This window comes from Schlesneria sphaerica, from assembly GCF_044336245.1.
GTDB classification, from domain to species: domain Bacteria; phylum Planctomycetota; class Planctomycetia; order Planctomycetales; family Planctomycetaceae; genus Schlesneria; species Schlesneria sphaerica.
In genome coordinates, this window is the sequence record NZ_CP172346.1 from 225188 (window position 1) to 244811 (window position 19624).

Annotated in this window: 17 protein-coding genes, 2 tRNA genes and 1 pseudogene; 10 read left to right on the plus strand and 10 right to left on the minus strand. The window is 56.3% G+C overall.

Annotated elements, in window-relative coordinates; all coding sequences use genetic code 11:
- Positions 1-182: 182 nt before the first annotated feature.
- Positions 183-635, minus strand: coding sequence for an FHA domain-containing protein (locus ACGY09_RS00735; RefSeq protein WP_397570103.1), 453 nt, complete (start codon positions 633-635; stop codon positions 183-185).
- A gap of 491 nt (positions 636-1126) precedes the next feature.
- On the opposite strand from ACGY09_RS00735, the gene ACGY09_RS00740 reads away from it, so the two are divergent.
- The 4 genes from ACGY09_RS00740 to ACGY09_RS00755 all read left to right on the plus strand — a co-directional run bounded on the left by ACGY09_RS00740 (position 1127) and on the right by ACGY09_RS00755 (position 5686).
- Positions 1127-2545 (plus strand): hypothetical protein, encoded by a 1419-nt coding sequence (locus ACGY09_RS00740; RefSeq protein ID WP_397570104.1) that lies wholly within the window; start codon positions 1127-1129, stop codon positions 2543-2545.
- Entirely contained in the window at positions 2542-3567 is a 1026-nt protein-coding gene (locus ACGY09_RS00745) for a flagellar motor switch protein FliG (protein ID WP_397570105.1), read from the plus strand. The genes ACGY09_RS00740 and ACGY09_RS00745 overlap by 4 nt, the downstream gene beginning before the upstream one ends.
- Positions 3568-3637: 70 nt before the next feature.
- Entirely contained in the window at positions 3638-4336 is a 699-nt protein-coding gene (locus ACGY09_RS00750) for a FliH/SctL family protein (protein WP_397570106.1), read from the plus strand.
- A gap of 24 nt (positions 4337-4360) precedes the next feature.
- Complete coding sequence (locus ACGY09_RS00755) at positions 4361-5686, plus strand: FliI/YscN family ATPase (RefSeq protein WP_397570107.1); 1326 nt, start codon at positions 4361-4363, stop codon at positions 5684-5686.
- A 214-nt stretch (positions 5687-5900) separates the two neighbouring features.
- Here ACGY09_RS00755 and rpsR read toward each other — a convergent pair whose 3' ends face one another.
- The 3 genes from rpsR to ACGY09_RS00770 form a co-directional block, all read right to left on the minus strand.
- A complete protein-coding gene (rpsR, locus tag ACGY09_RS00760) occupies positions 5901-6185 on the minus strand; it encodes a 30S ribosomal protein S18 (protein ID WP_373651993.1) in 285 nt (94 codons plus the stop codon).
- Between the two features lie 273 nt (positions 6186-6458).
- A complete protein-coding gene (locus ACGY09_RS00765; protein WP_397570108.1) occupies positions 6459-7352 on the minus strand; it encodes a deoxyribonuclease IV in 894 nt (297 codons plus the stop codon).
- Between the two features lie 101 nt (positions 7353-7453).
- Entirely contained in the window at positions 7454-7903 is a 450-nt protein-coding gene (locus tag ACGY09_RS00770; RefSeq protein WP_397570109.1) for a hypothetical protein, read from the minus strand.
- A gap of 167 nt (positions 7904-8070) precedes the next feature.
- Between ACGY09_RS00770 and ACGY09_RS00775 the strand changes: the two genes are divergently transcribed.
- Positions 8071-8144, plus strand: a tRNA-Val gene (locus ACGY09_RS00775).
- Between the two features lie 265 nt (positions 8145-8409).
- Here the strand turns inward: ACGY09_RS00775 and ACGY09_RS00780 are convergent.
- The 5 genes from ACGY09_RS00780 to ACGY09_RS00800 form a co-directional block, all read right to left on the minus strand.
- Complete coding sequence (locus ACGY09_RS00780; protein ID WP_397570110.1) at positions 8410-10275, minus strand: hypothetical protein; 1866 nt, start codon at positions 10273-10275, stop codon at positions 8410-8412.
- A complete protein-coding gene (locus ACGY09_RS00785; protein ID WP_397570111.1) occupies positions 10196-10969 on the minus strand; it encodes an ImuA family protein in 774 nt (257 codons plus the stop codon). The genes ACGY09_RS00780 and ACGY09_RS00785 overlap by 80 nt, the downstream gene beginning before the upstream one ends.
- A 9-nt stretch (positions 10970-10978) precedes the next feature.
- Positions 10979-11479 carry a transposase gene (locus ACGY09_RS00790; protein WP_397571916.1) on the minus strand — a complete coding sequence of 167 codons (501 nt, stop codon included), beginning with the start codon at positions 11477-11479 and terminating at the stop codon, positions 10979-10981.
- 388 nt (positions 11480-11867) lie between these two features.
- The gene (tsaE, locus tag ACGY09_RS00795; RefSeq protein ID WP_397570112.1) at positions 11868-12365 is read right to left on the minus strand and encodes a tRNA (adenosine(37)-N6)-threonylcarbamoyltransferase complex ATPase subunit type 1 TsaE; all 498 of its coding nucleotides are present in this window, start codon (positions 12363-12365) and stop codon (positions 11868-11870) included.
- A gap of 203 nt (positions 12366-12568) precedes the next feature.
- Entirely contained in the window at positions 12569-13768 is a 1200-nt protein-coding gene (locus ACGY09_RS00800) for a class I SAM-dependent rRNA methyltransferase (protein ID WP_397570113.1), read from the minus strand.
- 195 nt (positions 13769-13963) lie between these two features.
- Between ACGY09_RS00800 and ACGY09_RS00805 the strand changes: the two genes are divergently transcribed.
- Positions 13964-14036: transfer RNA gene (locus ACGY09_RS00805), tRNA-Lys, on the plus strand.
- A 1095-nt stretch (positions 14037-15131) separates the two neighbouring features.
- On the opposite strand, the gene ACGY09_RS00810 is transcribed toward ACGY09_RS00805, so the two are convergent.
- Entirely contained in the window at positions 15132-15611 is a 480-nt protein-coding gene (locus ACGY09_RS00810; protein WP_397570114.1) for a hypothetical protein, read from the minus strand.
- A 702-nt stretch (positions 15612-16313) separates the two neighbouring features.
- On the opposite strand from ACGY09_RS00810, the gene ACGY09_RS00815 reads away from it, so the two are divergent.
- The 4 genes and pseudogenes from ACGY09_RS00815 to ACGY09_RS00830 all read left to right on the plus strand — a co-directional run.
- Positions 16314-16727 (plus strand): hypothetical protein, encoded by a 414-nt coding sequence (locus ACGY09_RS00815; RefSeq protein WP_397570115.1) that lies wholly within the window; start codon positions 16314-16316, stop codon positions 16725-16727.
- A 42-nt stretch (positions 16728-16769) separates the two neighbouring features.
- Positions 16770-17381, plus strand: a complete 612-nt coding sequence (locus tag ACGY09_RS00820) for an IS3 family transposase (RefSeq protein WP_397571917.1) — start codon at positions 16770-16772, stop codon at positions 17379-17381.
- 66 nt (positions 17382-17447) lie between these two features.
- Positions 17448-18770 carry a transposase gene (locus ACGY09_RS00825; RefSeq protein WP_397570116.1) on the plus strand — a complete coding sequence of 441 codons (1323 nt, stop codon included), beginning with the start codon at positions 17448-17450 and terminating at the stop codon, positions 18768-18770.
- A gap of 265 nt (positions 18771-19035) precedes the next feature.
- Positions 19036-19299 (plus strand): annotated as a pseudogene (locus ACGY09_RS00830) (IS3 family transposase); the annotation flags it as partial.
- Positions 19300-19624 lie beyond the last annotated feature (325 nt).

The window sequence follows — 19624 nt, forward strand, 5'->3', positions numbered from 1 at the left end:
TGTTAAACACTTAGCCCGGGAACAAAAACGCTCGATGCTCGCCGTCGCCAGGTTACCGTGAGGGATCGAAGGAACCGAAAATGCGTATTCGTATCGCCCTGGATCGAGCTACACCGAGCGGCATCCGTCAGATGTTCCTTCGGGAACAGTCTCTGGTGCTTCTGGCTCAAGATTCGGCGGCGCTATTCCTCATCGTCGAGAAACCGGACGTCACTGTCACTGCTGCCGTCGTCTCCCTTTTCGGGGACATACGGTGCAAAGTATTCGACCAATTGCTGTGGAGGAATCGTGATCTCTTCCGTGTGGGCATCTTGGGATTCTGGATCGGGTTCGATATCCGGCTCACCAGGGCCCATCTCCACGCGGAATTTTTCGCCTGCGAAGGCGAGTTCGTCACCGGGCAACAATGCCCCTCGCAGGACTCGCTGTCCGTTCACTTTCGTGCCGTTCGTGCTGCCCAGATCGCGAATGAAAAGCAGGCCGTCGGTTCGGATGATCAGACAATGCATCTTGGAGACACTGGTCGTTTCCAGGCAGATGTCACACAGGTCATCCTGTCGACCGACGAGTGTGATATCCCGTGTAATCTGAATTGGAGCTCCACCTCCCTTAAGCGGGATTAAATGTGCACGCATTGACACCGCTTTCAGAAGTTAAGACTCAGACTTCGTCGTTCCATACCAGCCAACCAATCGTCCGACAGGCTCCAAAATTGCCAACGGGCTGCGGAGAGACAACTTTGTCGATATTGCATTGTCCTGAAACTATAGACCGAGTCAATACAGTTGCCAGTACCGTAACCGGACCCTCCGATGGTTTACGCTTTAGGGCTGATGAGCAATGTCTGAACGGAGTTACGGTGAGAGGGGATATGACGGATGCAGTGACTTTCTTCAGGACAAGCGAAGTGCCCACGATTTGGATTGCGTCGAATTGCCGGTCGCAAGTATAAGACGCGCCGTGCGTTGGCTTGATTCGTCTACTTTTCGACGGCTCGCTTTACATGGACGTATTGCCGCGATTCACCGGACAGCTTTTTGATCAGTTCCGTCAGATGCCTTTGATTCAGAGGGTGTTTTCGATCGGATTGATTTTTGTCGTCTGCGCGGGATTCGGCGGGCTGATAATGGTTAATCAGAAGCAGGCATTTCAGCCTGTCTCCTTCGGTAAGACCTTCACGACAGAGGAACTCACCTCTGCTGAAAAGGCTTTGAAAGCGGCAGGACTGCGGCAATTTCGCCGCGATGGTCACCAATTGCTCGCCCCCGTCAGCGAACTCGATCGTTACAACGGGGTTCTGCTCGAAACGGATGCTCTGCCCGCTGACCTGGGGGCACAGATGCTCAAGCAACTCGAATCGCAAAGCCCTTTCACGACCGATCGCCAGCGATCGCAGATGAAAGAAGCTTTGATGCTTCAGGAATTGCGACGAATGATTAAGGCCGTTCCCGACATTGAAGATGCCCGGGTGGCCATCGCCTCGCCCGAGCGGAAACAAACCTGGAACAGAAAATCCCGTGCAACGGCCAACGTCATGCTCAAGCCTCGTGAGGGGCGGGACGTTTCTCCGAGTCTCGTCAATTCTTTACGGCAGGTTGTGGCGAGTATGGTGCCAGACCTCGACCCGCAGGACGTGACCATCTTTGACGTGACGCGGGGACGGGCCTATTCCGGTGAGACAATTCACGAGTCAGGCGAGAGTCTCCTCACCCAGAAAATCCGGGAAGCCACGGCTTACTACGAGCAACGGCTTCAGAAGGCCCTGGCCTACATTCCCCATGTCGAAATCCTCGTTCAGGTCGAGGCGGACCAAGTCAAGTCGGCGATGGTGAGAAGCCGAAATCTGCGGTCACGCCCAGAGATCGTCCAACTCGCAAATCGGCCTGCCGCTATCCAGACCCGCGATACGCATGCGACCGCTTTCCGAGGTTCTACCGAACTGGTCAGTGATTCAACCCGCGAGCCCAGCGAAGAGGATATGCACGAGGCCATTCCTTCCGCTGTCCAGATCAGCGTATCAATCCCGCGTGAATACCTGCAGAGAATTGCGAAACAGCGGGAAATGAGCGGTGACCGAACGCTCAGCCCCGCGGAAATCGAAGAAGAAGTCCTCGCAAAAGTGGAAAATACGGTGGCCTCACTGCTGCCTCTGGATTCGAACCTGTCCGGAGTTTCAGTGACACTCAGCGACGAGTTGCCCGAAAGAAACCCGATTCCCGAATCCGTCATCGCGGAATCAACACTTGCCAAGTTCTGTCAGGAGAATGCGGGGTCGCTGGCACTGACGCTCGCTGGCCTGGCGGGGATCTGGGCTTGCCAGTATGTGATGACGTCGGTCAAACCAGCCGGGGAGTCCGCTGATCAACGACAAGTCGAGGATTTTGCTCCGGCGCCCCTCGCGCCCGTCCTCGAATCGCATGAAACGCGCATCACCTCCCTCGACCGGATGGCTCATCTTCGGGACGAGATTCGATCGCTGGTCGCCAGTGATCCTGCTGCATCGGCAGAATTGATCGGCAAGTGGTTGAGCGAGATGCCCCAATGAATCACGAATCTCTGGATGGAACGCAGAAGACGGCCATCCTGCTGCTCAGCCTGGATCAGGCGATGGCAGCAGATCTGCTTGGCCGGTTACCTCGCGATCAGGTCGAGCGGATCGCCCTGGCCATCGCCAATGCGGGGACTGTGACGCGAGAACAACAGGAAGCGGTCTTGAGTGAATTCAAAACCGCTTTTGAGTCGCGTCCTCTCATGCAACCGGCCGGCTCGGAAACGGCTCGTGAACTGCTGGAACGCTCGATCGACCAGAATGAAATTGAACCGATCCAGGAGCGACTGGAGGAACGAGTTCACGCCGGTCCGTTCGCTTTCCTGCATTCGCGTCATCCTGACGACATCCGCAAACTGATTGAGACCGAACATCCCCAAGCGATTGCGGTGATTGCGACAAAGCTTCCCTCGTTGCTTGCCTCTCAGGTACTGGCTGGACTGGAGCCGAGCTTACGAGTCGACGTGCTGGGGCGTATGGCGCGACTCGGCCCCACGGACGCCGAACTGCTGGATGAAATTGCTTTTATTCTGAAAGTGAGAATCGGCCAGGCGCCGCTACGATTGGGAGGAATTTCCGCCGCGGCGGCGATTCTGCGTGAATCGCCACCGGCGGTCTCACGTGATCTGCTTCAGTCGCTTGATCAGAAAGACACGGGCCTGGCAGGATCGCTTCGTGAATCGATGTTCGCTTTCACTGACCTTATCGACATCGAAGATGACTCTCTCACGATCATCCTGCACGAGACGAGGAATTGTTCCTGGGCACTCGCGTTGAAAGGCTGCTCAGACAAACTGCGACAACGAGTCGTGCGGGCTCTGCCTGCTCCACAGGGAAAAGGGTTGGCCCGCGACATTCAGTCACTGGGCCCATTACGGCTCAGTGAAATTACCGCCGCTCAACAGGAAATTTTGAGATCAATCCACGCACTCGCCGCAGAGGGAGACATTGTTCTTCCGAGCAAAGCAGCCGCTACAGAGAAATCCTCCATAAGAACCCGTAAACCCATGAAACAGTAGCGATCACTCCTCATGGAGCATCTGGGTACCCACTGTTAGATCCGTCAATAATCCGCAATTCAGTGATGTCATGTCTGTTCGCATCATCAAATCAACTGCGACGTCCAGCCTGTCTCAGGCCGAAACGTTTAATTTCGTCGACCTGAAACAGCAGGCTGAGGGCATGATCGTTGCTGCGCGAACGGAAGCCGAACGGATTGTCACCACAGCACAACAGGAAGCAAATCAGTTGCGCGAGGCTATTGTGGCATCTGCCCGAGAGGGAGGTCTTGCTGAAGGACTTCGAGAAGCAGAGGCTGAAATCACTCGAAAAGCGGTCGAAATCTCAGAGCAGCGAATTTCTGAACAACTGAAAACAGCCCTCCCCGCCCTGCTCTCCGCGGCCGAGTCACTGCAGGCCGAGCGAGACCGTTGGCTGGTCAGATGGGAACAGACAGCTGTCCGACTGGGTGTTGCGATTGCAGAAAAGCTGATGCAGCGTCAGATCGCAACTCGTCCGGAATGTGCAACGGAAATGATCACGAATGCCTTGCGGCTGGCTGCGGGACAACCTCAACTGACCATCTATCTGCACCCCGATGACCTGTCCGCGTGGGGAGATCGAGCTTCGGAAATTGTCCGTTCGCTGACGGCCTGCGCAGACACGGTCCTCGTCCCCGACTCCACTTCGATGCGAGGCAGTTGCCGGATCGAAACGCGCCATGGTGAAATCGATGCACGCGTGGAAACCATGCTGCATCGCATCGCCGAAGAACTCGTCGAGCACTGACTGTCTCAGTAAACAGGACCACGTATGCTGGCTCTCGAGGACCACCTGAGATCGATCCTGCCGATCAGCCTCACCGGCCGTGTCACCCGGATCGTCGGTCTGACGCTCTCCGTTTCCGGGTTCCCCGCCCCTCTGGGGGCAATTGCAAAGCTCGAGACTGAAGCCGGCAGCACGCTGGAAGCGGAAGTGATCGGCTTTTCTGGCGAAGAGACACTCTTGCTGCCCTACGGGGATCCTCAGGGGATACGTCGTGGAACGCGAGCCGTGCTGGGACAGTCGGTTCAAATTGCCCGCGTGGGAGATGCTCTGCTGGGAAGAATCGTGAATGGCCGAGGCGACTTTATCGACGGGCTTCCCCCCGCGATTCTGCCGTGCCACGCTCGACTTCAGGCAACTCCCATCTCACCGATGAGCCGTCCACGAATTGATCAACCGTTGGCGACGGGAGTTCGATCGGTTGATGGGCTGATAACGTGTGCGAAAGGTCAACGACTGGGGATTTTTGCCGGTAGCGGTGTGGGAAAGAGCACGTTGCTGGGGCAGATCGCCCGTTCGACTTCTGCCGACGTGAATGTCGTCGTTCTCATCGGCGAACGAGGGCGCGAAGTGCGCGAGTTCATCGAGCGTGACCTGGGTCCCGAAGGGGCAGCACGCAGTGTCGTCGTTGTTGCTACGGGCGACGATCCTGTGGTCCTCAGGCTTCGTGCAGCTTACCTGGGAACAGCAATCGCCGAATACTTTCGCGATTCGGGGCGCGACGTCCTGCTGATGATGGATAGCGTGACGCGGTTTGCGCTGGCTCATCGAGAGATTGGGCTGGCTGCCGGCGAGCCTCCGGCGAACCGGGGATATCCGCCCAGTGTCTTTTCTCATCTGGCAAAACTGCTCGAACGAACAGGCCGGACGGAAACGGGCAGTATCACCGGTTTCTACACCGTCCTTGTTGAGGGGGATGACCACAACGAACCGATTTCCGATACAGTCCGTGGTACGTTGGACGGTCATATCGTACTGTCCCGAAAACTGGCTCAACAGAGCCACTTCCCCGCAATCGATGTGCTTGCGAGTCTCTCCCGACTCATGCCCGACGTGACGGATGTTGAGCATCGGCTCGCAGCCAACTCGCTCCGTCAGTGGCTCGCCGCTTACCAGCAGGCGGAAGATCTGATTTCCATCGGCGCCTATCAGCGCGGCTCCAATTCCGACGTGGATGCAGCCATCAGACTGCGGGAGCCGATCCAGCGATTTCTACGGCAGGCTCCACGTGAACACGCGACCTTCTCTCAAGCCGTCGAGGAACTGCAGCAGCTTCTCTCTCTGAACGAGGAACCGGTCGACGATCTCGACTAACGAAATCGGTTTACGACAGCCATCGGTTGTCGGTGTTGTCACGAGAGCCGTAAGCCAACACTCTGGGTGTGAATGCGAAGAGAATGGCTGCGGCAGCTTGCGAGACTCTTCGTCGATGATTCTGCGAAGGTGCGCGAAAAAAGCGGCTCGGCAAAATCGCCGGGCCGCTTAATCTGCAATTGTCATCACAAGAGATGACTCACGCGAATCCGAATCACTCTTCTGCAACGTACGGCAGCAGGCCGACGTAACGAGCTCGGAGGATTGCTTCACGAACGGCGCGCTGGAACTTGGCACAATTGCCCGTCTTGCGGCGAGCGAGCATGTTGCCTTCGCGATCGATCATGGTTCGCAGTGTCTTGAGATCTTTATAATCAACAAAAACTGGTCGTGGTGATTTGTCGCATCCATTCGGGCAGAATCGGCAACGCAGCTTCTTTTTCAGCCGTTGACGCTTCTTACGGAGTTTCTTGATCTCTGTCTTGGTATACGCATTCATTGTCACTGACCTCGAGTTGGTGATTCCAGCGAAACCGGAACCCGTTTCATCAAGAAACGCGGGAGGGAACTACCTGCCGTCGCGAGACCGAATCCGAAAACAGATCGACCAGTCGCTACATCAGCATACACGGCTGAGACGGAACGGAAGTATCGCTGGGGGACCACGATAATGCAAGCGAGCTTCATACACTTATTGACGGTGACACGGCAATTTCACCGCCGCGTAACTCCTCTTGGCGACAGCAGTTCGCATCCAGTTGTCCGATTCAGACTAGGCCTGTTTCTGCTTTTTGGCTGTCCGGCCGGTGGACGGAGAAATCAGACTGTTCAGAGTGGCCAGATTCATGGCGTCGAGATTAACACCATCCCGCTCTCCTTTTTCGGTTTCCAGGTACATTGGCGTTTGCGCAAACCGGGGATCGTTCACGAGATGACGGAAAGGTTCCAGGCCAAGGCATCCCTCTCCGATATGTTCGTGCCGGTCGACCCGGCTCCCTAACGGCTTTTTGCTGTCGTTGATATGCCACGCCCGAATTCGCTCAATGCCAATAGTTCGGTCGAATTCGTCCATCGTGGCGGCGTATTCGTCCGGAGACTGAAGGGGATACCCGGCGGCAAAGATGTGGCAGGTATCGACGCAGATCCCGAGTCTTTCGGGCTCTTGCACCTGCTTGAGAATGAACGCCAGGTGTTCAAAGCGATTTCCCAGGTTCGTCCCCTGCCCGGCTGTCGTTTCGAGCCAGTATTGACAGCGGAAGCCCTTCGTGCGGCGATGAGCTTCATCGAGTCCTGCCACAATTTTCTGCAGGCCTTCTTCCTCGGATGATTTCACGTAGCTGCCGGGGTGCATCACAACCCCCTCAAGTCCCAGAGCCTCTGCCCGTTCCAGCTCATGGACGAGTGCATCGAGAGATTTCTGCCAGAGCACGTCGTCAGGGCTGGCGAGATTGATCAGGTAGCTGTCATGAGCACACGGCCGCTGAATTCCCGTGCGGGCCAGGGCGTCGCGGAACAGTCGAACGTCCTCGTCGGTCAGCGGTTTTCCCGCCCATTGATTGTTGTTCTTTGTGAACAGTTGCACCGTGTGAAGGCCGAGTGCTGCGGCCGCGTCAACGGCTTTGAAATATCCACCGGCAATACTTAAGTGCGAGCCAAACAGAGGCATAACGGATTCCATTCTGTGACCTGATCGACGTCCACATGTCGGGACGTGACCATCTAGCAAGCGTCGTGTGAGGACGTGATCGACTCAGAATGTATTCGGCTTCACGCGGATCGGAAACCACTGGGATCGAAATTCACAAGATGATTGTCGCGGAATATCAGCACGACACTGTATCCCTCGTTGTCGGGACCCCACTTGTAGATCAAATCGGTCGTCTGGTAGAGCCCTCCCAGTTTGAGGCGCCCCATGTCGGTTTCCCGTTCCCCCGATTCCCCCAGAATTTGCTCGACGTCGGTGAGTGACATCCCGTTTTTAATCCGGTTGGCGACCAGCCAGTACAAGGCTTTGTGGTCGCGGTGGACCACAAAGTTGTCACGGTGTTCCTGTTCGACCCGGTTGGCCTCATATTTCTTGGTCGTATCCGCCCTCAACCCGGGAATTCCCGATTCCCGCATCGTTTCGCAACCGGCGCTGATCAGCAGTGCAGTCGCCACCAGAGCGGTGGCAATCGCCCCCGTGGGAACGTCAGGCAGAAGTCGAATTGTGATCATGCTGAAAAACCTCGAAAATTCTCGCGGAAGGATTAAGAAACATAGACCACTTATCCGATTCAATCCAGACGAGTTTAAGAACATGTGGCGTAACTGTGGCGGGAGACTTGACCACATCGCTGCTGGCTCCTATTGTTGTGCCCACCACACCAGTGAGAGCACTCTCTGGACGATTAGCTCAGTTGGTTAGAGCGCCACGTTGACATCGTGGAGGTCGTTGGTTCGAGTCCAATATCGTCCACTCGAAGTGGTTTTGCCGTAGTGAGTGACATTCCTCAATTTGACGAGCTTTCCACAGCTTGGCGTTGAAGTGAAGCAACCTCCGGGCAAGTCAACCACCAGCACAAAGTCGAGCAGCCTCGGGAATTTTTCCCGGGGCTGTTTCGCTTTGACGGCCACGGGATTCAATGTCGGCACGGCAACTCCCCTTCCAGGAATGGGCTGGTGTCTGTCTCGATACCAGGCAATCGTACGAAGCCATGTTGAGGTCTCTCCGGGGGATTGGATTACGCAAATAATCCATGAAGGAACCAGTTCCCTGTGTCTCGCTCCACAAAGGCCCAGAGCCTGGTCCCGTTGGCAAGATCGAGCTGGTAATAATCCCTCTTTGCGTCAACATCTCGCCACCAGCCCCCTTCGATTCGCTCGGGTCCGCTGATCCGGATCACCGATGAGTGGTGGACTCGAACCGGCAGGCCCTCCGTCGATGTTTTTTCGACAACGAGAGGCCGGGGTGGGTGCAAAAGTCGTAGCGGGCGGCAGCGCAATCCCGAAGAACTGAAGCTGGCGTCGGTCGGAGTTTTCGCATCCAGCCACGGAACCGGCTCACAGGCAAATTCCGGTTGGGGATCCGGCTTCAAGCGTGGGTTTAGGACAGCCTCGCAACTGAGACGAATGCTCAGCCGATCCACCAGTTCTGCCAGTAACTGAGGTTGCCTGTCCGCAGTATCGTCGTCAAACAAGGTTGTCTGCCGAACGGGAGGCAACCCGATTTCGGCAGCTTCCATCCGAACCCCCTGCACGTTTGAAAGAAACACGCGACGCTCGTTCTGTAACCGGAGCAGTTCCAGCAGGTGTCGTTTTTCATTCACAGGTCTCAGCATTCGCAGCACGGTCGGGTCGGCGGTTGTTCCCAGCCAATGGCACTGCAGCTCGCGCAATCCGGCCTGTCGTTCCATTAAGCGGACCAGCAATCGCTCCAGCAACACCTCGCAAACATGATCGAGTGTCTGGCGGTCGTCAATCGGTTCTTCAAACAGCCACTCGGTGAAGAGCGGCTCTGACTGTCGTTCGGCAACCAGCAGTTCGGGGGCATGCCCCAATGCCTGATCCATTCGCAGAAGCAGTTCTTTTCCGAAGCGAGCCGGCAATGTCGTTCGCGGTAGACTGTAGAGCTGAGAAATTCGAGTGATATCCAGAGTTTCCAGCGATTGCCGGACCGTCTCACTGATTCGCAGGGCCGCCACCGGTAGGGATGCGAGCCACTGGCGCTGTTCACCAGGGGGAATCAGAGAAAGGTCGGCTTCTCCGAAATGACTGACTCCCCAGGCGGCTCCCCATGAATCGGCGATTGCCACCCGGACATGGATCCCTTGCCGCGCCATGTCTGTTTGTACGGTCTCGGCCAGTTTTTGTTCTCCTCCAAACAGCACTTCGCTTCCCGAGATCTCCAGCCAAAGCGATTCAGGAGTCGCCGTCTCTTCCAGCCCCACCAGTGGGCTGTATCGATGACAGTACCGGGCCAGTTCCTGAAGCTTAAGCCGATCCGCAGCGTGGTCGACGCGCTGCAGGACAGCAGACTCTGCGGAACTCGCACCTTTTGCATTTCTTCGATTGAGATGCGGAGCTCCAGAGTTTTGATGTGAGGCCCCCGGCAACAGTGATCGGACTTCACCGATTGGCATGCCGACACGTACGCCCCACTGCAACGCCTCGGGCGAACAGACTACAACCTGATACCCCCGTCGTCCTTCATCGAACAGAATGACGGGGCGCAGTGCCGGTTTCTCTCGCGGTAAAAATCGCTCCCGCAGCATTGGTTCGCCGAGTAGTGGTGAGGGAAGATGATCTGAGCCGAACAAACTTTCCGATTCAAAGTCCTGATGCTGATCAGGAGAGGCGTCGGGATGTCGCTCCTGCGTGGAGTTCCATGGTGTGGCGATCGAAGGAGGCGTTTTGATGGCGGAAGCCTGTGTTCCTTCCCGAACACTGATGGAATCGGCTGCGTCCCTCCCCTGTGTGTTCTCTCTCTGCTTGACGGCAGGCTCTCGCAGCGGGGCGCGAAGAGGCTCGTCAGGCGATTTTGCTGACAGAATGCAGCGCAGATGCTGCACCGGCCAGAGTGGATACCAGACGCACATCACCCGTCGCATCACACACTTCCAGTTCCACCCAGTCGCCCGTGCGATACTCACCGCGACAAGAGAGAAGTTCGACTCGTATTCGCCGCCCCAACGGGGTGGCTCGTAATGGCTGAGGATGAACTAACCAGCGGACATCGGCCCATGATGCCGTGCGTGCGGCTTTCGCGGGACGAAACAGAACACCGACTCCTCCCCCCATCTCCGCGGCAATCTTCCATCGTCGCAGCACTCGATCGGTCATTCGTTCGGCTTGAAACCAGGTCAGCCCCACGGCAGGACAACGAAGCGATTGTTCTACGGCCCAGGCCGCATCCCCCAAAGACGACGGACGAAGCCAAAGCATTCTTTCCAGCGAGATCCCCCATCCCTGTACTGCGGGTGGGTAAAACTCACCCGTTTCATCCACGACCGCCCAGGCCCCCCGTCGCTGGAGTGCGGCCTGTACTCCCTGCAGGGCGAGGACCGTTACTCCACAACCTTCAACGGGTGACAGCCATTCCACCAGCCATCCCGGCTGTAGCCCGCGGCCGGGCAGTAACGCATCCAGCGCTGGAATGCCGGTCGATATTCTTGTCGAATCCGCGACATACGAGCTGAATGTTCGGGAGGTTGTCTGACACAATCTTCGCAGGGCGACGATTGTCTCGGCACGATCGGGTTTTTCTTCGATTCCCACACGCTGCTGATTCACTGGAAGAGTCATCTGAGTCTCTCAATCCCAGGCTGTCCGTTCGTCAATTTCGATAGTGTGCTTCTCGCACAACTCCCGAAACTCCTCCTGGTACGACTGCCACCTGTGATAATTTTCCTGGGCAGCCACATAGTCGATCACCTGATCGAGTCGAGACTGGCTGACAGAGAAAACGCCATACCCCGATTGCCAGGCGAAGCCAGACAGACCATGGGCCGTGTGAGCCCAACGCGCTGTTTCGGTCTTTACATGATCGACCAGCTTGGCAATCGTCACTGTCCGCGACAGGCCGCAAACCAGATGGACGTGGTCGACACTGCCCCCGGCGAATTGAGGGATACAACCGCACTCCTGCACCTGCTGGCACAGCATGCGAAACATCTCTTCCCGAAAGGGATCACTCTGCAATAACGCTTCACGGTTTCTCGTACTGAAGACGAGATGCAGCCAGACCTGTACTGACGGCAGCGAGATCACGCGGTTCCACCCCGAAGCGGGCTCCGCCTGACCGCGACGACTCATTGTTCCCACGAACAAACTCCACAAAAACAAGCTTTCACGCTAGATTTCCCTCTCCAGTCCAGCCTGCCTTGGCGTGTCTTCCCCTCGCCCTGATTTCATGAGCCGAGCTCTCAGCCCTGAATCATGATTCGTTCATGATTCAGAAAAATTCGTCACAAAACCGTCAAGATGCCGAGGTGTTAATTCGGAAAGACCACTCCTTTCGCTTCCTGAATTATGGATAACAAAAGTATGTTTACAGGAAACAAAATGCAATGCAATACCACTTCGTGAAACGCAGTTTTTCACCAGAGACTGGTCGGAATGGGCTGCGCAGAGAGAAATGGTTGAATGGGCCGGAAAAGCCGCGCGAAGCGAGCGATGCGCGAGGTGGCTCGTGACCGTGGGCCTAGAGAACTGTCGCGGCGAGTTGAGCAAGGGTCGCCCGAGACCGGTTCCCGGTGGCAGTGATTTCCAGAATTCGCGTTGTCGGACTGTTGATCGTGATCCGCACAATGACACGGTCCCGCGGGAGATACTCCTCAACGCGATCGGCCCATTCGATGAGGGCTACACCGTCTGTTGCGAATAACTCATCCAGCCCCAGGTCGGCAAACTCTTCCGCGTCTCGCAAACGATAGGTGTCACTATGCCGCATCAGAATGCGGCCCGGATACTCTTGAATCAAGGTGAATGTCGGGCTGTTGACCTCTTCGGCAGCCACATCCAGTCCTTCAGCAACCCCTTTAACGAACTGAGTCTTCCCTGCCCCAAGATCGCCGATCAGTGCGATTACGTCACCGGGCTGCAATGTTCCCGCCAGTGACCGTCCCGCCTCATTGGTCTCAAGCAGGGAATCGGCGTGACAAACGAGCGTCTCATTGTCCGAGCGTAACCAGTATGACATCGCCTGTAGCCCTTCTCTGCGACTCTTTTTCCTGAGCCCCGTGCAACGGAAGTTGATTGTAGTCTGGTCTGCAAAGATCCGCCCGGTGCAGGTCCCTACACGGGGCCTGTCTCCTCACCATATCAACCGCTGTGAACCTCAAGTCCGGCAATCGCCCCATGACGCCTCTTCAGCAATCTGCCGCACGTCGACAGCTCGACCGATCAATCCAGTCGCAGCAGGACAAACTTGAGATAGCGAAATTCCGGTAAGGCCAGCGGCGTAGGGTGGTCGGTGGGCTGTCCGCCGACGTTGATCACTGTGCCCCGACGGCGTGCCCGGGAAATTCCTTCTTCGCAACATTCCAGAAACATCGGTAGATCGATATGGCTGGAGCACGATGCCACCGCCAGCAAGCCCTGTCGCGCCGTCACTCGTGCCCCCGCTTCAATCACATTCTGATACGCCGATTTCGCTTTCGGAACCGATTCCCGATTCGGGGCAAACGAAGGAGGATCGAGAACCACCAGCTGCCATCGTCGTTTTTCGCTGGAAGCCTGCGCCAGAAACTCGAAGGCGTCCGCGGCAACTCCCGTGTGCTGGTCAGCGGGAAAACCATTCAGTCGCCAATGCGTGTTCGCTGCTTCGATCGCCGCAGGAGCAACATCGACGGAGGTAACTTGTGTTGCTCCACCTGCACCCGCTGCGATCGAAAAACCACCCGTGTAGGAAAAAACATTCAGCACGGTCGCATCCCGAGACCAGGCGCGAATCAACTGTCGATTATCCCTTTGGTCGAGAAAGAATCCGGTTTTCTGCCCCCGAACAACATCAGCAGTAAACTCCAGTCCATGTTCGCGAAAGGAGACGGGTTCAGCGGGTGTCGTTCCCACTAGCGGTCGGCCGGCCGCCCCCCGTTCCTTTTGACGCTCATAGATTCGGGGCAGGTTCTGCTCCCGCGCGAGCCACTCGGCCAGTTCATCAATTTTCCAGAAACCAGCCGGCCCCTCACCGTCCAGTTTCACAACCGCCGTGTCACTGTAGACGTCGGCGACCACACCCGGCACGCTATCCCCTTCCCCATTGAGAAGTCGGAATCCATTGGTCGGGCCGTCACAGGAAAAACCACGACGCAGATCCAGGGCGCCGCGCAAACGTCGCTCGGCCCACCGGTCATCCAGCTTCAGCTCCGGATCCGTCTCACAAATCCGCAGTGCAACAGGACAACGAGGATCATAAAAACCTCGAGCGACCGCCTGCCCCTTACGGTTATCCAATAGAACCGCAGGAGTCCCTGCCGGAGCGCGAGGAAGCTCCCGCAATGCATCCGCATAAACCCATGGGTTCCCACGCTTGATCAATCGCACCAGATCGCGATTCAGTCGCAGGACGACGGGAGTGGACGAGACTTCGATGAGTGGCATAAAAAAACTGAAAAAGAGGGCTCAATGGCCAATCACCGGCTGAACGCCAGTAATGGTTACCGGGAAAATGAACAGTAAACGATGGCTGATCGTGAGTCGACCAGGCCGATTCTGAATCCGACCGAAATCTTCATTTTTTGAGGTACCCTGCCGCTTGATCCCGGTCCCCTCTCTCATTAGAATCCGCCCCACCAAGCCCCTATAGCTCAATTGGTAGAGCAAATGACTCTTAATCATTAGGTTCTAGGTTCGAGCCCTAGTGGGGGCAATTTTCGATTTTCCTTCAGAAAATTGGGAATCGCATTTTGAAAAATGCTTCTGGTTCTGCTGGACCGGAAGCGTTTTTTGTTTCAATGGTGGGCCGAGACGTTCGGCCCCGGTGTGACGCTCTGCTGAGCGAGTCGTCGACCTGTTCAAGCCGCATCCGCCACTCACTCCGATCGCTTCGTTGCATCAAGTTTTCCGCCTGAAGCAACTGCGGCCACAGCCTTGTTGGCAATTTCTCTGGAAAAGCCGAACGTGGCGTGAACTTGCCTCGAATTGTCAAATAACCGCACCACCATTCAGGCGTTCGTGCATGGAGGCACTCTGCGGCTCGTAAAACGACTCCAACCCCAAGACGCCCTGCCCTCCGCGTTCCTCACACTGAGAATGGCGGCACCAGAAATCACCCTTGGCCATTCTGGCCAGTCCGTCGAAATCGATTTAACTCCTGATTTCTGCGGCACATGGGACTGGCCACCGATTGGCCAAGATCTGGCCAGTTGGCCAGTCCGCCATCCCGCGTCACTCTGCCTCGATGCACTTGGAACTCTAGACTATCCATCTTGAGTAATCCTCACATTTCGACAAGCAGTTCCTTCGACGCGAACAGTGTGTTCATCCGGCAGCCAGACGGCGAGTCCAAAGATCCATACGTTTGGAAGAAGGTTCTGCTGCGAGGTTGGCGCGGAAAGAAAAAGCTGTTCCAGGCCAATCTGGAATCAAGGTCACTGTTGCAGGCCGACAGACCAAGCAGCGAACCGGATGAGATACCGGCCGCATGCCATAAGTTCGGAGCGGTATGGCGTCACGACGGATGATGACTGCGCGGCGGCGTCGATGCCGAGCGATCGGGGTTGAGAGAATCGTCCACGCAGCAAAGGCCCGATTTGGCCCCGAGCCCGTCCTATCTCACGTCGCCCAGTGTCCCCGCCGCCGCTGCCGATCAACACAGGGTCTCGTCACATCGACCCGGAGGCCGCTCAGGTGGCACAAGTGCCGGAAGTGCGGGCTTTTTTTCAAGAGTGTCGAGCGGGAGTTGATTCCCCCGGTAGACGTTCGCCTGGGTGAGGCCGACGCGGAGTCCCTTGATGCGGTGAGTTCACCCAGGCGGCTTCGGTTGGCGGGGCTTGCTCAGCAGGAGGTACGCGGAAAGCAGGGTGAGTGGAACAACCAAATAGACGTACGGCACAATCCATACTGAAGCGCCGCGGTCACTTAAAGCGTCGATGCGACCGCATACGACCCCGCACCATCGCCACCCCTTCACGATTTCGTCGAGCGATTTCAATTCTTCTTTCGCGGCCCGGGGTTCCTCACAATTCCACTCCGGGAAGTACAGTGATTCTTCCATCGTCCCCACGACCACGAGTGAGCCTTCCAGCGAGCCGACGACGACGAGTGAGCCTTCCAGCGAGCCGACGACGACGAGTGAGCCTTCCAGCGAGCCGACGACGACGCGGCCGATATCGATACCATCGCCCACATAAAAGGTGCGAAGCCACCCCCCAGCGAAGTTGCACGCCATCACCAGCGTCACACACCCCGCCTTTCGTCGCCATCCACGAAAGAACTCTCGCATGGTCACACAACCTTACCAGAAGGGACGGCGGCGGGTTTGCGTGGTTTCGATAGCAGCAACCAGGCGGAGAGAAGGGTTAATGGGAGGACCACATGCCAGCAGTGGAATCTGTAAACCCAGTCTCTCGGCCCGCTAGATCTCCTCGGGAACGTGGTTGAGTAGATCCTCCAGTCTTTGCGCCGGTTCCACTTCGTGACGGTTACACGTCCGTGGGATGTATGTACATCGAACGAACTTTTCACGACCGGAAATGTCACCCCTTCCATTTGATGATTACTCCGGATCCAAAACAGACACACTATGGACGCGATGATGAGCGTCACGCATCCCACTTTCCGCTTCCATCCCCGAAAGAACCCCCACACAATTTCGCTCCCTCTGACATGCCTGGACTGAACCTCGTCCGCAGTGTTACCCGTCCAGACGATTGCGGCAACCCTAGTAACGCGGACATACAGGGACACAGCCAATACCGTTCGCGACCAACGGGGTTCCGGCCATGCTCTTCACGATTCGGTAGGGGCCAGCCCTCTCCGGGATGATAAATGCAGCCATGATGCATCCCCTGCTCTCCAGAAACGAACAAGCCCCGACTGATTGCCGGAAGGCGCTGAATCTCGATAGTGACCTGATTTGTTGCAGCGACTCACCAAAATCTTACCGAGTTTTGTACAGGAATTTTATTAAGAACCGATCGAGCGAGTGACGTTCGACATTCAACCCCTGCTCCGTCGCAGCCGCTTCCTTGTGAGCGGTCCGGACCTGGATATCAACGAGGAGCGATCGTTCTACACGGAATCCATGAGCGAAATCGTGGAGCTTGACCCAGCGGCGACGGAGCGGCGCCCGATAACGCTCTGGATCGTGGACAACAAACCGTTCACCCGGCTGGGATGTGCAGAAGCCGCAGCGGCCGTGGAAGCCATGCTCACCCGGCATTCGGTACCGATTGAGAAAGTGGTGATTCCCAGCGACATTGCAAGGAAGCTGGTTCGGGCTGTCCCTGCGGAAGAACTGCTGCAACAGCGATTATCTGAAGTGTACGCGGATCCCGACATCTCAGTCGCACTGAAGGTCAGCAGGAAGCTTCGCCACGCGATGTTGAAACCGTTGTAGTGCGAAAATCGTGCGTGAACCACGCCGAACACCTATTGCCGCATCGATGGAAACGCTTCCCGCAGCGGGTACTACGCCTGGCGAAAACGTCCCGTCTGTGAGACTTCACGGCGACGCGAGGAACTGACGCGTCGCATTCAGACCATTCACGCGATGAAGTATCACGATGTTTACGGAGCACCACGACTTCAGGCAGAGCTGAAAGCTCAAGGCCATCCCCGTAATCGGAAGACCGTTGCTCGCTGCATGAAAGAGGCGGGCATTAAGGCCGCGACGGTGAAGAAGTTGCGCGTGAGCACGACGGATTCCAATCATTCTCATCCGGTGGCTGCCAATGTTGTGGATCGTGAGTTCGCTCCTTCTCAAAAGAATCAGACTTGGACAGCAGACATCACGTACATTCCGACGGATGAAGGATGGCTTTATCTGGCGGCCGTCGAAGATTTGCACTCACGGAAGATCGTGGGCTGGTCGAAGTCAGAGCGGATTGACAGTCGACTGGTCGTCGATGCGCTGGAGATGACGGTCCAGCGAGAACTCCCTGCCGCGGGCCTGGTGGCGCATTCGGATCGCGGGGTGCAGTATGCCAGTCAGCAATTCCCGGAGGTCAGAAAAAGGCTGAAGATCGAGCGATATTGGCTGCCCCTTTCGTAAACATCGGGTAGGATTTTCGTGGTCTTGATACTCTGATTTCCGCTGTTAGGAACTGCGGGGTGAAGAATGGAATCGCGAGAAGGCATTAAGGCGCGGAAGTATTTGTCGACAAACGGGCTGATCCGTGTGGTTCAAGAGAGATTCTCTTTCGTGAAGGATCCACGACGGGGACTCGTCGAGATTCCTCTGTCGGATGCGTTGATGTCGGCGTTCGCGATGTTCTCCCTGAAATGCCCGTCCTTGCTGGCGTTTGAAGAAGAACGTAAGAACCCCAACATCAGGCGGTTCTATCACATTGGACGTACTCCGAGTGACACCCGGATGCGGGAAATTCTGGATGGCGTCGCCCCCGAGGAAATTCGCCCTGCGTTCGCGGATGTGTTCCGCTGCGTACAACGGGGGAAGATTCTGGAGCGGTTTGCCTATTGGAAGAATTGCTATCTGCTCGCGTGCGATGGGACAGGCTATTTCTCGTCCGACAAGGTCCATTGCACATCGTGCCTGGAGAAGCACTCGCAGTCGGGCCGGATCACCTATTCGCATGCTGCCGTGGCAGCGGTGATCGTCCATCCCGACATTCGTGAAGTGATCCCGCTGTGCCCGGAACCGATCATTCGCCAGGATGGCACGGAGAAGAATGACTGCGAACGGAACGCTTCGCGACGTCTCTTGAGTCACGTTCGAAAAGACCATCCGCACCTGGGATTCATCGTCACAGAAGATGGGTTGGCCTCGAATGGACCGCACATTCAGGACCTGCGTGCTCATGACATGCATTTTATTCTGGGGGCCAAGCCGGGGGACCACGCGCTTTTGTTTGAGCAAGCAACACAAGCCATTGATGACGGGACTGCGATCACGTGGCAAACGGATGACCCCCACAAGAGTGAGCGAAAGAGTTACACCGCCGTGGCGCAACTCCCGCTGAACGCGGCCCACCCGGACCTGATGGTCAATTTTGTCTCGTGTACCGTCGAAAAGGGGAAGAAATCGACCACATTCAGTTGGGTGACGGACCTGCCCGTGGAACCCAGGGAAATGATGCTCCCACTGATCGAGCGAGGAGGTCGCGCCCGGTGGCGGATTGAGAACGAAACGTTCAACACACTCAAGAATCAGGACTACCATTTTGAGCACAACTACGGGCATGGATTCAAGCATCTGTCCACCGTCCTGATGATGTTGATGCTGGCGTTTCTGGTGGATCAGACATCGCAACTGGCTTGTCCGCTGTTCCGTGCCGCCTCTGCAGCGATGAAAAGCAAGCGGGCTTTATGGGAACGACTGCGAGCCCTCTTCTTTACCGCTCCCTTTGAAGACATGGAGCAACTCTACCGAAGAATCATTCGAGGCTTCGAAGATTTCCCCACCCCGGTCAATAGCTCGTAACCCACAACCGTCCACGCATCACACCAGGGAAGATCATGCGGCCGCCCCAAGGATGGGGAGGGTTCAGGGCAACGTGCGCAACACGCTCTTGCAATAACGAAATTGAGGTAACCTCACGCGGCATTAGCACAAAGAATACATCGCCGTTCATGGCGATAATGCCGATGTATTACACCTCTTTGCCCCATTCTACCATCTGCATCTGCGCCACTGCCGAAATCGACTCCAAATCAGGCTCAAGACAGCCTCACTCCGGGAATGGCTGTATGCCAGTGAGCACTACCAGACTCTTTTGAGACGAAATCAGATCACCTGTTCGATGAGCCGCAGAGGCAACTGCTGGGACAATGCACCGATGGAGAGCTTCTTCGCCACCTTGAAGAAGGAACTGGTCCACCGCGAACGGTATCAGACTCATGCGCAAGCGCGCCAAAGCCTCTTCGAATACATTGAAGCGTTTTACAACCGCGTCAGAAGGCACTCGACGATCGGGTATCTCTCACCCGTCAAGTTCGAGCAGGCCATTTAATCCTAACCTCGCGCCCACATTTCATGGGCAAGTCCAGACCAATGAGCACGCTGCTACTACAGGTAAACTCGCCGAGCACACATTCTTGCTTCTTGACGGTATCGGCAATCGTATTGCAGTCCGTGAAGGGTTTAAGAACCTAGATGGGATTGAAGCAGTCCACTTGTTTTTGTGCAATAAACACCACTGGCAACCGGCTGTCGTTCGCTCGATGAACTTGGAAGATCTTCACTTTCTCGTTCAGCAAGAGAAGTTCGGCAAGAGTAGGTAATCACTTCGAGCAATAATTAGCTCTGCCGAGCTTTCAACCGGATTTCTGTCTTTT

Excerpts from the sequence above, each read along its gene's own strand:
- ACGY09_RS00755 (WP_397570107.1), top strand. The coding sequence starts at position 4,361 with ATGCTGGCTCTCGAGGACCACCTGAGATCGATCCTGCCGATCAGCCTC.
- ACGY09_RS00785 (WP_397570111.1), bottom strand. The coding sequence starts at position 10,969 with ATGACTCTTCCAGTGAATCAGCAGCGTGTGGGAATCGAAGAAAAACCC.
- ACGY09_RS00800 (WP_397570113.1), bottom strand. The coding sequence starts at position 13,768 with ATGCCACTCATCGAAGTCTCGTCCACTCCCGTCGTCCTGCGACTGAAT.
- ACGY09_RS00790 (WP_397571916.1), bottom strand. The coding sequence starts at position 11,479 with ATGAGTCGTCGCGGTCAGGCGGAGCCCGCTTCGGGGTGGAACCGCGTG.
- rpsR (WP_373651993.1), bottom strand. The coding sequence starts at position 6,185 with ATGAATGCGTATACCAAGACAGAGATCAAGAAACTCCGTAAGAAGCGT.
- ACGY09_RS00740 (WP_397570104.1), top strand. The coding sequence starts at position 1,127 with ATGGTTAATCAGAAGCAGGCATTTCAGCCTGTCTCCTTCGGTAAGACC.
- ACGY09_RS00780 (WP_397570110.1), bottom strand. The coding sequence starts at position 10,275 with ATGCGACGGGTGATGTGCGTCTGGTATCCACTCTGGCCGGTGCAGCAT.
- tsaE (WP_397570112.1), bottom strand. The coding sequence starts at position 12,365 with ATGTCATACTGGTTACGCTCGGACAATGAGACGCTCGTTTGTCACGCC.
- ACGY09_RS00770 (WP_397570109.1), bottom strand. The coding sequence starts at position 7,903 with ATGATCACAATTCGACTTCTGCCTGACGTTCCCACGGGGGCGATTGCC.
- ACGY09_RS00750 (WP_397570106.1), top strand. The coding sequence starts at position 3,638 with ATGTCTGTTCGCATCATCAAATCAACTGCGACGTCCAGCCTGTCTCAG.
- ACGY09_RS00765 (WP_397570108.1), bottom strand. The coding sequence starts at position 7,352 with ATGCCTCTGTTTGGCTCGCACTTAAGTATTGCCGGTGGATATTTCAAA.
- ACGY09_RS00745 (WP_397570105.1), top strand. The coding sequence starts at position 2,542 with ATGAATCACGAATCTCTGGATGGAACGCAGAAGACGGCCATCCTGCTG.
- ACGY09_RS00735 (WP_397570103.1), bottom strand. The coding sequence starts at position 635 with ATGCGTGCACATTTAATCCCGCTTAAGGGAGGTGGAGCTCCAATTCAG.
- ACGY09_RS00810 (WP_397570114.1), bottom strand. The coding sequence starts at position 15,611 with ATGCGAGAGTTCTTTCGTGGATGGCGACGAAAGGCGGGGTGTGTGACG.
- ACGY09_RS00825 (WP_397570116.1), top strand. The coding sequence starts at position 17,448 with ATGGAATCGCGAGAAGGCATTAAGGCGCGGAAGTATTTGTCGACAAAC.